This window comes from Cytobacillus sp. FSL W8-0315 (assembly GCF_038002905.1).
Lineage (GTDB): Bacteria > Bacillota > Bacilli > Bacillales > Cytobacillaceae > Cytobacillus > Cytobacillus pseudoceanisediminis.
On record NZ_JBBOOC010000005.1, the window covers coordinates 1 to 13,168 of the forward strand.

A 13,168-nucleotide genomic window follows, 5' to 3' on the forward strand; every position below is an offset into this window, starting at 1 on the left:
AGCTATTTATCTCATCATAGATGTTGTTTAAGTGAATAGTACGAGGTTTTTTAGTTTTTCCCTCCTTCACGATCACTTTCTTTTTCTTTTTCAGGTCCTTGATTTTCAGATTCAATAAATCACTGATTCTCAGACCCGTATTAATCCCCAAGAGAAAAATAATGTAATCGCGTTCCCCACAAAATCGTTTAAGCGCCCATTTCATGTCGGTAATCTGGTCATAATTTCGAATTGGCTGCACGTCTTTAATTTCATCTTTTTTTCTTCCTGGCTTAAAAACTGTCATGGCTCTCCCTCCTTGTCTTGAGTTCAGTAAAATCCAAATTTCGAATGTAACATATTTTGTTAATAAGATTCTATCACGTAAAAAATAAAAAAGTCTATCGAATTCAATTAATCGAATGTAACTTATTATCTATTATGTTACATATTTAAATGTCGTGTCGAAATGGTAAAAGAATATAAAGACAAATCCGGTATAATAGAAATTAAGCTTTATGAAAATATTCTCCTCGAAAAAAGCACAGGGGAAAACAGAGGAATACTCCTCAGGAGTTTTGCCATGTACTATTTGTCGAGGGTAAATATCTAACATATGGTTTAGATTTTTGGAAAGTGCCTTAAACTAATATTAGAGTTCTCATGTTGGTCTACCAGTATGCTAAAATGAAAAATATAGAAAAAGCAGACACAACATATAGTAGTGTCGAAAATATTTACTCTCTGAAACCTTTGTTAATATAGAGTAAGAGGGTATAATAATTATAGACAACACGAACAGATTTTTGGGGGTGCCCTACCTTGTAAGAGAGGGGGGGCAGAGATGGAGATTTTTGATACTCTGACTTTGATTGTTGACTTACTTAATTTTGTGACATCAGAAGAAGGAACCAACGTATTTATTCTTCCTGTCAGGTATATTGGAAATAAAAAAGAAAAGAACTAACTTAGGCGAATAAGTTAGTTCCCAGAAAAAAACACTTTGCTATAATTGTTTCCATTAAACAAGGTAAGATAAACCCATAAAATCTAACCTCTAAGAGATTTTTTAAAGATCAGGTGGTCCAGACCTGGTCTTTTTTTTTATGGAAATTTTACTAAGCTGGTACCAGTAAGTATCCTAATATGGGTAACTCGTTGTTACCCTCATTATAAACCTCAATTCGCTAGATGTGAACAATTTTGTTGCCTTAAAGTCCACATTAGGTGCATATAGTGCGGATTAAAGCAGGTCGGTGACCTTAGTGGAGGCTACCAGCAGTCATCACACGGTAGGCCTCAGAAGGCAAATAGAAAGACACCAAGTGGCCATAGTGGCCACTCCCCCATGCCACGAAATGTAAACGTAGTTCTCACGCTACATACCGATATAACCTATCCTACTCTGAGGTCAGTAGAAAGGTAATTAGATATATTTCTATATAGTAGTCAGCATAGATCATTTTCCTGGAAGAGGGGGACTAAGCCAAAAGCTAATTACGTTGCAGTTTATATCAGCTAGCCTGTCACTATGTCCTATAATGTGTGTGACCAATAAATCAAAAAACCCCTCCAGATAAAAAGAGGTGTTTTTGATTAAGATTTTATTATAATCCTTGCTAGGTTCCAGACTTAAAGAACAGCAATGTTATCTTTCCGTCAATTATTAGCATTCAAAACTTATGAATTCCGCAAGTTATAAGTCCTTTTATAATCTTTTGATTTCTTAATCATGGGGTTCCTGATATAATTTAGTCATATTCTTTTTACTTTTTTATTTTTAAGCCTTTCTATTAAGAAAGCGCGGGATGTTAACAAACAATGCGATCTTTGGATCCGATGGTTTACACAACAAAACTTAGGGTGAAGTATGCCTTTTGGTGATGTGTAAAAAATCCGATCGAGAGATCGCATTTTTTATTTCAAAAAACTTACTGGAGGACAATGATAATAATTTATTGGATTTCTTGTTCAGATTTTCGATAAGGGATTAAGTCATTAAATTATCAGTGGTCATAACAAAACTGCTGATGCAGGGAGAAAAACGAAGGTACCCGTGCCTTCGTTTTTCTGTATTTTCACGGGTTTTATATATATATCGAAATCCATATCGGCCAAGAGAGAGAAATGCCTTATGGTGTTAATCCGAGAAAGAGAGAAATGGATTAGCAAAGAAGTCGAATGCTTCATCCTCAGCTAAGGGAGCAAGAGACTAATCGTGGTAAGACACGTGAAAATCTAAGAAGCTGAAACCGGTCGTGACATTCGGTTAGATCAAACGTCTACATGCCTGCGGGCAGTCACTCACTTCGTCTGGCCAGAGCAGCTAGACCCTAGCAACTGCTGGGATAAGTGAATCGCACCCCGTTCCGAAGGAATGGCCAAGCTTTAGCTTGGAGCGTGCAAACTCGTGCTCAACACACACAATTGAACAGGGCGATACATCTGGGGACGCTGTCTATATGGATTTGGAGTGAATACGGAAAGTCCATATAGACAGCGTCCCGGAGGGCGCTGCTTTCCCTGGCGTACTAGGCGCCAGATACATCAGTTTGTAAAACTGATGTATAACCACCTCACAATACCAGTGGGATTCGTATGCCCATTTTGAAAGGAGTATAAATAAATGGCCAAACGAGGATGGATCAAGACACCTGATCAGATCAAAGAATTCGCTTTACAAAACGAGGACATCAGCAATAAGGGCGCTTATCAGAACTTAATGCTCCAATTAAGTAAGGCTGCAAAACATTCAAAAGGCATTTCAATCACAAGCCAGCGTCAGTATTACAATCATATGGATCAATTCTGCCGATTCCTAGCTGATCAATTTAATCTAAAAAAGCTGGCTAACATAAAAGATAAGCATGTGGTGGCTTATGTAATTGATCGACAATCTGAAGGAAAGTCAGCAGCTGCCATCAAACAGGATTTAGCTGCCATTCGATATTTTCATGACCAGCAGCCAGAAACTCGTAATCATTTAAGTGATAATAAAAAGCTAACTAAATGTTTCCCGGAATTCAAGCTGCAGAAGCGTTCCTTTGGGGGTGTAGACAGGCGTCCGACAGAATTTGAATATCAAAGTCTACTCAACATTGCAAAGGCCTCTGGCAGGCCAGAAATGGCCCATATCATTCAATTAGCAAGAGAGCAAGGTGGAAGGGTTCATGAGATTGTAAGGCTCGATAGAAGCGATGCTGAGAAAGCGCTGAAAGAGGATTTCTTAACATTCAAAGGAAAAGGTGGTTTAGTTCGAAAGGTTCCCTTGAGGGAGCCAGTACGGGAAATTCTGAAAAAAGCTATTTCCGGAGTTGGAAGAGGAGAAAAGCTTTTTGTTGCCCCTCAGGAAAAAGCCCATACAGTAATTCAACGGGTCCAAGACTTCATAAGGACTTACCGTAAAAAAGTCTATGATCCGTTAAATACCCGGCCATCAGACGTTTCCGTAACTATACACTCGATGAGGCATGCCTATGCGAAGGAACAATACGAAGGCTTTATTAGTAAAGGTTTAACAGAGAAGGATGCAAGGCTTGAGACTAGTTATTTAATCGGTCATTCCAGAGAAGATATCACAAGGATATATTTAGGAGAGTGAACAAAATGAATCTCTATAACCAAAAAACAAGCGAGTTAGAAGCAGAAATTAAGCAGCAAGCAGAATATATAGAATTTCTAAAAGATGATATAGAAGGGCTAAAAAAAACAAAAGAAGTTCTGAAAAAGTGGTTAAAGGAAGAGAAGATTCACTTTAATAGATTTGTTCGACAAGGCTTGAAAATTACCAAGGGCAATGAGTTTTTTGCCTGGCATTATGTAGTATTTCCTGTCTCCGGAATCCCTGGAACCCTAGATATTTTAGATGTAAAAGAATTGGTTCAAGAAATACTAAAATCAAAATTAGCCAATAGTAAATTTGAAAAATATACCATTGAAACCATTGATTATTCTGAGCGAGGTAAGCTTTGGTATGTACAGATAGGACATGTCATTGAGTTAATAAAAGAATAGCTTTAAACAAAATTAGAATTCCTTACACACCTGCAAATAAGCGTAAAGGAGGGGGGGGTAATGCACATATGTCATAGAAAGTATGTTCAGATTGCCCGAGATAAAAGCCTGTCTTTTTCGTCAAAAAGAGATGTTTTTATGCAATTCTCTTGGGTTTACGGTATATCGCAAACTTTATTTTGTCGTTGCTTTGGTAGATTTGTAGAGTTATAATTAGCACAACTACATAGTTCGGAAAAAGAAAAAGAACCTCAACGTGTTTAAGTGGTGCTACCAACACTCTTAAACCGTTCACCCTACCAGTACTAGGGAAAACACCTGTCGAAGTTCTTGTACTAACATATATGTACCACCTATTTTAGGACATATTCTTGTTAGTTTCAAGAAAAAAATATTGCATTTCATTAATTGGCAAATTTTAAAGACGCTGTTTCCCTGCTTATTTTTGGGATCAGTGTCTTTTTCTTTTCCTAAAAAGGGAGAGAAACGCAATGAAAACAGTTTTTGTAGAGACAAGTCAATTTAACCAAATGCTTTCGTACAAGCCTTATGCAGCAACAAAGACGGAAAAGAAAAAAGTAAAGTACAGTCTCCTGGAAAGAATTAAAGATAAAATAGGGGACAGATGGAATTTATTTAAAGAAGGGACACGGCAGACCTTTGATATGATCTGCTTCTTTGGTGCTGAGTTAGGTTTTTTCTATGCAGGTGATGACTATTTAGCAGCAAGGCACGAAATTTCCACCAAGACAATCAGGAATAGATTTAAAGAGCTAGAAGAATTAGGACAGGTTATTAAAGTTTACAGACGGGCTAAACGCTGTAATGGCCGAGGAAAGCCTATTTATCTGTTTGTTAATCATGCATATTTTAATTATTGGGTGGAATTGCTAGGATTAAACTTAAATGATTTCCATACAGATTTCCAAACAGAAAACACCGAAATCCCTTCTGGGAGTAAGCAAGAAAGTCAAAATAATCTTTCTACCTATTCTATACCTAAAAAACAAGAAAGTAATATTAATATAAGTGATGCTAATAAAGTTATTCAGTATGTTGTAAATAGAGTTCAGGACACTGTAAATAAAGGGAGTACGATTAAATATCTCTCCAGCTACATAAATAGAGTTGTCAGTTCATTAGAAAAGCAGGCTATCTATGCAGAAAACAGTCGTCTTAATGCAAAGAAGAAGCAACTCCAGGAAGAATTATCAACAAATGCTATGAATTTATTGGGCATTCAAAAAAGAAAGCCTGTTCCGTTTTATAATTGGTTGGAACAATGAATTACCCCGTTGGGTATTAGGGATTGTGAAACTCTCACCCAACGATGAACATATAGACAAAAATAAAATAGACATCCCTTTGTCCCATGAATGTCTAGATCCATAAGCATTTCCACTTATGGAAATGCTATTGTTGATGATTACTTTTTTTAACAATACTTCTGTAGAAAAGATTACGGCTGAATTTATGTTGTATAGAGAAAGGATTAAAATCGATATGAGTAATGAACTTATTGTTGGATTAATGTTTACAGCTATTACTGCTGCTTTTTTGTACTACTTAGGATTGAAGTTTTACCGAAATAATTAGATAAGAAACAATTTGAATCAGCATTTACAATCCTTGTAGGACCCAGGTGTTTAAAAGCAGCAGCTGAATTTTGTTGAATAGGGATTTTTTGAGTCAGGAGTCCTTTCTCTTCAAATAGTTGGTCATTCATATATAAACACCGCCTATTTCAAATTAGGGATTTCTCATTTTAATGATTAGGTTAAAAGTGTCCAACTGAACATGGGAAAGTCTAGAAATAGTGTAATAATAGATATGGGATAGAATTTGCTTTTTTGAAAGAATGTTCCTGATTGAGTATTTCGGATGTCTTTTGTCTGCAATCTAAGTTTATAAAAATAAAGTACTACAAAAATGTAGCACTTTATTTTTATAAACTTAGTTATTTTTGAATGCTCAGTATTCCATCTGCAGAACAAGGGAAATCTTCATATCCGCCTCTGCCATCCGGAATACTCGCTCCACCTTTAAGTTCTAAATAATAATAACCAACAGGAGCGCCCACTACTCTATTAAAATCATTGCTTCCTGAATAAACTACTTTTCCGTTATTATCTACAACTCTCCAATCAAAATCAGTTTTACAGCTTTTTAAATTAACGTAGATTCCTAAGCTTGCTCCAGGTTGTAAGTATAGAGCTTTAGTATTAACAGTATTATCCGTTCTAGAAGGGTAGTAAGGATAATTTAATGTGATTGAATCTTTCTCAATTACAGCAGCTGAAGTAGAATTTGTAATTAAAAAAATAGAAAACAATAAAGCGACACTTAAAAATATTTTTCTTTTCATCATTATTCCTCCTAATTATTTTGGTCTGTTAAAGTTTAACAAAGATACCAAATTAATTCTAGGATTAATACAGTACAGTAAAACAATTGCTTTTGAAGTATAACCAGCATTAAGTTCTACCCACATAAGCGCTTTCTGCAATTTCCGAAAAATTTTAAATCAGCTTTTCAATGCTATTTGGAATTGAAATTTCCCCGGGGGAAATAGATAAGAAACAACACTCATACTTCCAAATTTGCTCTGTGTTATGTTTAAGTTTTTAAAATGGGATTTTCAGTAGGTGCAGCAGACAACTAAGTTTTACAGGTGCTTAGTCATTTTCTGAGGCTTTTAATACTTCGTTTATATTTCCAAAAATTCATCATCGTTTATTTTCTTAATATTTTGCGGCATATCTTTCTTATCCATTATATATTCATCTCCAATTAATCCTTAAGCTTGGCCATAGATAAATGAAGTACTCTTGTGGACTCAGGTATAATTAATATGTTAGTCTCTTTCTTAGCGAAAAATACCGATTGTTAAAACTGTACAATAGGGGAGTTAAATAAATGAGTAATTTAAAAGTAGTTATTATCCTAATAGCGAGCTTGCTATTACTGAGTTCTTGTATTAGCAATGATGTAATCCCAGAACAAGAAAGTAACGGACAAAAGATACCTTCTCCAGTTACACAAGGAAAAGAAATGTATAAAGTTAAAACTCCTGTAAAGTTCAATATTGCACGAGGAAGTATAATTAATAATATTGATAATCCTTTAGATATAAATGAAATAGAACTTGGTCTAATGGTCCTTTCAATGGAACACTTTTCGCCTGAAAAGTTTTATTTTCAAGAAGGCCAATATTTAGATAAAGAAACGATAAATAAATGGATTGGAAGAGAATCCAGTGAGCCAGAAGGGTTTAATCCACCTATAAAAGGCTCTAAAAATGTTGAGGAAGCTTTGAAGCAAGAAAAAGACAACCCTAAGATAGTCTCTCATATTTTAGAACAAAATTTCTTAGATGAGAACGGAAAAACAAAAGGAATTTCATTGGCTATATCTTTAAATTCTTATTATTATTTTCAAGTAAGTGATAATAATGGACTTATTCATAGTGGCAAAGTAAAGGTAGATGATAACAAAAACGGAATAAATGATGTAAAAATATATGGTGAAAAAATTGCTGAAAAGGTAATAAAAAGAATTAGAAATAATAAAGAAATTCCAAATGTACCTATTTTCTTAACTCTATATCAAGAGGAAAGTCAAGGAAGTGTCGTTCCAGGAAGATTTTTATCTGGTACATTTGTTCCTGAAAATGAAAGTGGGATAAATGATTGGGAGAATATTGATAAAAAGTATATGGAGCTTCCGTCAAGTGATGCTGAAAAAATTGATAGATATTCTTCAGAAAGCTTTAAAAACTTTAAAGATGATGTAGAAAAGAACTTTTCGAACCTCAATATTAAAATTTTAGGGAAAGGACTTTATATTGATGAATCATTATCTGAATTAAGTATTGATATTGAAACAGCTGGACTATCTCACCCTCAATTGATCGCCCTTATTCAATACGTTGGAGCAGAAATACAATCTCAAGTAATACCTAATACTGTTCCAATAAAAGTGAATATTTCAAGTATAAAAGAAGCAGAGGCTGTTCTTACTTGGGACCCGGTTAGCCAAGAGATAAAAACACATATATATAATAAATAAAGGAGAGAGGAATATTCCTCTCTCCTTTAACATTTCTCTTACTGATTAAATGAAAAATCAACATTTCTACCTTTTTGGAAAGAATCAGTACGTTCAGCATATAATCTAAGTTCTGCCCTTGCATTTGTCCCATCCACTAGAGAAGAAGGGATGCTAACTTCCCAACAACTATTGTAAAAATTATGAGATGATTTTTGAGCTATGAATTCAGGAGCGTTACCAGCTTCATCTCTTTCTTCAAGGTGTACTCTTGTAGTAGATCCACTAGTGTCACCATATGCACATATTCTAACTTTTCCAGCCTTAGCATGAATATTTTTAGTATAAGATCCACTTGCCCACATATCGTGTCCTACATAGATAGTATCGCTACCGATTGATGCAGCTTCAGCTTTAAGGTTAGGGGCTGCAACCAATGTTAAAGCTGTCATTGCAATAAGATGCCATTTCTTCATGTTATTTCTCCTTTTCCAATTTAATATAATAGTAGTATAACAAAGTAGATTACAAAATAATACAAATAAGTAAATAAAATAACAAATAGGAAAAATCTACTATTTGGTTCGAGGCATTTTCCCTTTAATAATATTACTTGTTTTTAATAACTTGGTTAAGGTGATTAATCGCTTCAGTTAAAGATTCTAGTTTCTTTTCGAATCTTAACAATAAATAAATAGCTAAAACTAAAGGAAATCCAAAGTTACCAATAATAGGAACTAAATTATCCAATGTAGTAATCACTTCTGTATCCAATCTCCTCACTCTCCTAAAAAGAAAATGTAATGACTTAAAAGCTTAACAAATTAGAAGGTGAAATATTCTCTTTAAAAATAATAAAAATGTGGAAATTTTATATTTTTTGTAAGAAAATAGGAACGTATGTTCCTGTTTTTTTTATTAATTTAATACTTATTTCACCTCTAATAGAAAAAGAGGAGGTTTTTTATGGATAACTTATGTGCTAAGAGTACAAATGAAGAGCTTTGTCGTGAGTCGGAAATTAAAAAGATAAAAAAACGTTTACCAGAAATTCTTAGAAATTCAGTTATAAAGGAATTTCTAGTAGATGAATCAAATAATGACACTTTTTGTGAATTTCTTAGTAATCCTAACTTAAACAATAAAAAGGCTTTAGATCAAAATTTTAAAGATTTTTATCGGTATAACCGCGTTATTAGATATATGACTGGACTAATTAAGAGGTATTCTATCGACTACGATAAAAAAGTAACTTTAAGAAATAATAGATTTCCATTGATTATCAATAAACCAATTAATGGAAAAGATTATTCTCCAATGTCTATGACAGAAATAATCTCTGACAATAAACAACCATCATTAGAATCTTTGATTTTAAGAAAAGAAGAATTTCTTTATACAGAAAATGAACTCTTATACAAGGCCTTAAAAAAACTTACGAATAAACAATTAATGATCTTGTTTCTTTATTATGAACAAGGTTTTAACAATAAAGAAATTAGTTGTATTTTTAATCAAACAGAACAAAACATTTCATATTGGCACAAAAAAACCTTGAAACAATTGAAAGAATCTATTGAGAATTTTCAAAGTGAGGGATTCAATGAGAAAAAATAACCAAGAAGAAGTTGAAGTAATCATAAACCAGCTAGAGAGCAAGATAAAAAGATATGCCAAAGAGACAACTTTTGATGAAAGGGAAGATCTTTCGCAAGAGCTGAGAATTAAATTAATCGAAAAAATAAATGTTTTATTAAATGAAGCAGTTCCTGGCTTTTTTGAATATACAGACAAACTATAAAATTCTTTTTGCATAAAAAAGTTTTAACTTATATTTGTTTTTTCTTTCTCCGTTTTCACCTTTAATATTAACCGGCCCTAGTAGGTTGGGAAATATAAAGGAGGAATATTACATGGGTTACGCGTATTATCAATTTTGGGAAACGTCTTTTTCAAATTACATTTGGGTTAATGGTAATGGAAGTTTCTATAACCCTCGACATATTAATTTTGAAAAAGATACAAATCAACCGATAACGGTAGAATGTTACGATTATAATCGAAATTATGTAGGTAAAGTAACTACTTCATCCGGTTATCACTGGAAACAAGCTGACCTTTCATGGTTACCTAGAGGGAAATCATACAGAATAAAACTTGTAAATGCTGGAAGTGGGACTGTAAGGCTTAGACAGGGGCAAGTAGCTCATGAAGATATGATAATTGCATAAATTTAGACATTAAAAAATAGAGAATTTCCAGATTCTCTATTTTTTAATGTGATTTAAGAAAATAAATATGGTTGTATTAATTCCATTACCGCACTAACATAAAGGGAGAATAGCTTTAAAAAATATAAAGGTGGAGTTTTATGTCTAATAAAATTATTTTCCAATTTGGTTTAGTAATTGTCCTCTTGGTATTCTCTACCTTAGGGGCATGGTACGAAGGAAGTGAGATATTAGATAGACCTTCAGAATGGAAATATTCTACTCCATTTACACACCTCTTTTCGGGAGGAATAAATGATCCCGCAGATATTTCGGTGATTGATTATTTTGTCTATGCAGCAAAATTTAAACCCATTTATCCTTTACTTATGTTAATTAATAGTGTTTATTTATTAACTTTATTAGCATATGTTTGTCTAAAACAATATAAAAAAGGATTTACTATATTCAATTTCATCATGGGAGGACTGCTCATCCTATTCTCTCTAGCGCTTTATAATTCTCGAACAGAGGGAGCACAATTTATTTTTTATGTTTCTTTAGCAATCGGTATATTATATATTGGAGTAACATCTCTGTTTTCTACTCAATCGAAGAGCAAAATACTAAACCTAATTAAGAAGTGATTAATAAAATATAATTACAAGCTAAAGAACAGTTGCAGCATCTCAAATTACACCTGGAATGAACTAAGATATATTTTTACTGATAAAGAGACACATTAAAATAATCAAGTATGCAAAAAGGCCGTCTTCCAAGAAGATGGCCTTAGTCGTACATAAAGAAGATTAGAAGGACGGGAATTCTGATCTCTGGTAACTACTTACAGAAAGTAATTAACGCATGGGGATCCTTTCCCACCACAAATGTTATTTATATGCTGAGTCCAATAAAATGAGTGTTCAATTGTTTATTTTTATTTGCAAACTTTAAACTTTATAAAAGGAAATGTACTCTATAAGTAGAATGTTGAGTATATGTACTCTACATTTTGTTGTCTACATATGGTTTGTAATCTATATATAATCCACAAAGGGTGAGGTAATTGTATTGGAAAATAAGCGATTTTGTTGAAGAAATCAAACATTTACTTAAAGAGAATAAGTTGCATATAAACACTGTCGATGGATGGTTTAAAAAATTAGAAGAAGAACGAATTCACTATGTTTCTCGAACAGAAGACTCAAATGAAAAAGTGTATGACAGTTTAGATTTGGAACTAGCTGCTTTTATCAAAAAAAAGAGAAACGAGAAGTGGTCTTTAAGTGCTATATTTAACGAGATAAAAAATGAATTTGAATTAAGGCCATTCCCAGTTCAATCCGATGAGTCCACAAATGTACCACAGATTGTTGATGTAGAGAATTTAAAAGAAAGGCTTATGGAGGAGTTAAAGGTCACATTTGAAGAAGTGGCTGCTGCCCAATCTGAAGAAATTAAGTATCATTACGAAAGCCTTTTGAAACAGCTTCCGAAACCGAAATCTCCAGAAGAAGAAAAGGAGGAGAGGTTTCGAGAAATGGTTGTAAAGAGACGTGTAGAGTCACGGTTAGAAGAGGAAGCCCTTAATATATGGTCTACAAAACCAGAGGAAGAGAGATTTAGAAGGACGGGGTGGTTCAGAAAGGAAGAAGACTTAAGAGCACGTGATCGTTTTGTAAAGGAGTATATAGATACACATTTCGAAAATACATTAAGGGAAGAACTGGGTTTACCATTAGATTCCGTTAAATAGCCTTAAATTACTTTACATAATAATCGCTATAGGTATAAAATATAAGTGTAAGACCAAAAATAAAAGTGTGAGAGCTTTTTTTTCATGGTCCCCCTTGAGACACAGGGACATTGATTGGAAGTATGGTCTATGCGTTCGTAACGTTTAGAACATATTTGGGTTCGATTTATTAAGTTCAAGAATTAAAAAAGGACACTTCAAGCCTGGTAAGCTTGGTGTCCTTTTTGTTTTGCCTGGCAACGTCCTACTCTCGCTGGGAAACCCCAACTATCATTGGCGCTGAAGAGCTTAACTACCGTGTTCGGAATGGAGACGGGTGTGACCTCTTCGCTATAATCACCAGAGTTCATCTTAACTTCCACTTCTGTTCGCCCCTTGAAAAATTAAAGAAGATGCCCTGCATTGTGTGATTCTTGTCGATACTTTTGGGCGGTTAACTCCTACTTGTACCTATTCGAATCCTACTAAGAAGCTTTCGTACCGAATCCCTGAGAATGGCTTACTTTGCTACTGGTTGATTAACCTAAGAAGTATTGCAAATATGGCAAGACCATTGTGCCAACGGCTGCTATGCCTATGCAGACATTTTTAAACTTTTCACCATTGGACTTTTTTGTGTTTGATTCTTCTAGCTTGTTTGTGTGAGAGTGGTTCTTTTTTTCCATTTCGTGGTTCCCCCTTTCTAGGGGACTGCAAAACATCCTTTTTTATTAAAACATTTATTTGAAGGTACTTCCATATTTTCTTTTTTATTATTGGGGGTTTCAGAAAATGTAGGGAATCTCAATTTTGATGAAATGATCATTACGAAGCTTTTTTGAGCATTAAAGCAACTAAATAAGTGAAGGATGCTGCTGTTTTTTTATTTATAAAACAAACCTAGAAAGACTGTTTTCAATTTCTTCATCCGTAATACCGATATATCTTAAGGTAATCTCAGGGTGAGAATGGTTTAAAATTCTTTGCAATGAAGCAATATCCCTCGTTTCTTTGTAGTACCAGTATCCAAATGTCTTCCGCATAGTGTGTGTGCCGATTCCATCTGTAATGTCAATCATCTTAGAGGCTTTATTGAGCTGTCTATAGGCCTGTATTCTTGAGATAGGCTTATCCCCTTTGCGGCTCGGGAATAGCCATTCTGTACCTTCCAATGTCTTTATGT

The 13,168-nt window shown here is 34.0% G+C and carries 17 protein-coding genes and 1 rRNA gene; 10 read left to right on the forward strand and 8 right to left on the reverse strand.

Going from position 1 to position 13,168, the window contains the following annotated elements:
• Positions 1-286: tyrosine-type recombinase/integrase (locus MKY20_RS28475; protein WP_341004474.1), on the reverse strand; the 286-nt coding region annotated here is incomplete at its 3' end.
• A 537-nt stretch (positions 287-823) separates the two neighbouring features.
• Here MKY20_RS28475 and MKY20_RS28480 point away from each other — a divergent pair.
• From MKY20_RS28480 to MKY20_RS28495, 4 genes are all read left to right on the forward strand, one after another.
• Positions 824-946 carry a hypothetical protein gene (locus MKY20_RS28480; protein WP_341004475.1) on the forward strand — a complete coding sequence of 41 codons (123 nt, stop codon included), beginning with the start codon at positions 824-826 and terminating at the stop codon, positions 944-946.
• Positions 947-2,605: 1,659 nt separating this feature from the next.
• Complete coding sequence (locus MKY20_RS28485; RefSeq protein WP_341004476.1) at positions 2,606-3,580, forward strand: tyrosine-type recombinase/integrase; 975 nt, start codon at positions 2,606-2,608, stop codon at positions 3,578-3,580.
• A gap of 5 nt (positions 3,581-3,585) precedes the next feature.
• Positions 3,586-3,993, forward strand: a complete 408-nt coding sequence (locus MKY20_RS28490) for a hypothetical protein (protein WP_341004477.1) — start codon at positions 3,586-3,588, stop codon at positions 3,991-3,993.
• Positions 3,994-4,484: 491 nt separating this feature from the next.
• Positions 4,485-5,279 carry a hypothetical protein gene (locus MKY20_RS28495; protein ID WP_341004478.1) on the forward strand — a complete coding sequence of 265 codons (795 nt, stop codon included), beginning with the start codon at positions 4,485-4,487 and terminating at the stop codon, positions 5,277-5,279.
• 257 nt (positions 5,280-5,536) lie between these two features.
• Here the strand turns inward: MKY20_RS28495 and MKY20_RS28500 are convergent, their stop codons facing one another.
• Together MKY20_RS28500 and MKY20_RS28505 are read right to left on the reverse strand one after the other, a co-directional pair.
• Complete coding sequence (locus MKY20_RS28500; protein WP_341004479.1) at positions 5,537-5,719, reverse strand: hypothetical protein; 183 nt, start codon at positions 5,717-5,719, stop codon at positions 5,537-5,539.
• 231 nt (positions 5,720-5,950) lie between these two features.
• Entirely contained in the window at positions 5,951-6,361 is a 411-nt protein-coding gene (locus MKY20_RS28505; protein WP_341004480.1) for a hypothetical protein, read from the reverse strand.
• Positions 6,362-6,909: 548 nt separating this feature from the next.
• On the opposite strand from MKY20_RS28505, the gene MKY20_RS28510 reads away from it, so the two are divergent.
• Positions 6,910-8,061, forward strand: coding sequence for a CamS family sex pheromone protein (locus tag MKY20_RS28510; RefSeq protein ID WP_341004481.1), 1,152 nt, complete (start codon positions 6,910-6,912; stop codon positions 8,059-8,061).
• 38 nt (positions 8,062-8,099) lie between these two features.
• Here the strand turns inward: MKY20_RS28510 and MKY20_RS28515 are convergent, their stop codons facing one another.
• Complete coding sequence (locus MKY20_RS28515) at positions 8,100-8,516, reverse strand: hypothetical protein (RefSeq protein WP_341004482.1); 417 nt, start codon at positions 8,514-8,516, stop codon at positions 8,100-8,102.
• A 133-nt stretch (positions 8,517-8,649) separates the two neighbouring features.
• Positions 8,650-8,814, reverse strand: coding sequence for a YvrJ family protein (locus MKY20_RS28520; protein ID WP_341004483.1), 165 nt, complete (start codon positions 8,812-8,814; stop codon positions 8,650-8,652).
• A gap of 192 nt (positions 8,815-9,006) precedes the next feature.
• On the opposite strand from MKY20_RS28520, the gene MKY20_RS28525 reads away from it, so the two are divergent.
• The 5 genes from MKY20_RS28525 (at position 9,007) to MKY20_RS28545 (ending at position 12,006) form a co-directional block, all read left to right on the forward strand.
• Positions 9,007-9,657, forward strand: coding sequence for a sigma-70 family RNA polymerase sigma factor (locus MKY20_RS28525; RefSeq protein ID WP_341004484.1), 651 nt, complete (start codon positions 9,007-9,009; stop codon positions 9,655-9,657).
• Positions 9,644-9,841, forward strand: coding sequence for a hypothetical protein (locus MKY20_RS28530; protein ID WP_341004485.1), 198 nt, complete (start codon positions 9,644-9,646; stop codon positions 9,839-9,841). The genes MKY20_RS28525 and MKY20_RS28530 overlap by 14 nt, the downstream gene beginning before the upstream one ends.
• A 112-nt stretch (positions 9,842-9,953) precedes the next feature.
• Positions 9,954-10,271, forward strand: coding sequence for a hypothetical protein (locus tag MKY20_RS28535; RefSeq protein ID WP_341004486.1), 318 nt, complete (start codon positions 9,954-9,956; stop codon positions 10,269-10,271).
• 140 nt (positions 10,272-10,411) lie between these two features.
• Positions 10,412-10,897, forward strand: a complete 486-nt coding sequence (locus MKY20_RS28540) for a YjdJ family protein (RefSeq protein ID WP_341004487.1) — start codon at positions 10,412-10,414, stop codon at positions 10,895-10,897.
• Positions 10,898-11,316: 419 nt separating this feature from the next.
• Positions 11,317-12,006 (forward strand): MerR family transcriptional regulator, encoded by a 690-nt coding sequence (locus tag MKY20_RS28545; protein ID WP_341004488.1) that lies wholly within the window; start codon positions 11,317-11,319, stop codon positions 12,004-12,006.
• A gap of 231 nt (positions 12,007-12,237) precedes the next feature.
• Here the strand turns inward: MKY20_RS28545 and rrf are convergent.
• From rrf to MKY20_RS28560, 3 genes are all read right to left on the reverse strand, one after another.
• Positions 12,238-12,350, reverse strand: a 5S ribosomal RNA gene (gene rrf / locus MKY20_RS28550).
• A gap of 174 nt (positions 12,351-12,524) precedes the next feature.
• Positions 12,525-12,671 carry a hypothetical protein gene (locus tag MKY20_RS28555; RefSeq protein WP_341004489.1) on the reverse strand — a complete coding sequence of 49 codons (147 nt, stop codon included), beginning with the start codon at positions 12,669-12,671 and terminating at the stop codon, positions 12,525-12,527.
• A 201-nt stretch (positions 12,672-12,872) separates the two neighbouring features.
• On the reverse strand, positions 12,873-13,168 hold a 296-nt coding region (locus MKY20_RS28560), incomplete at its 5' end, for a tyrosine-type recombinase/integrase (protein ID WP_341004490.1).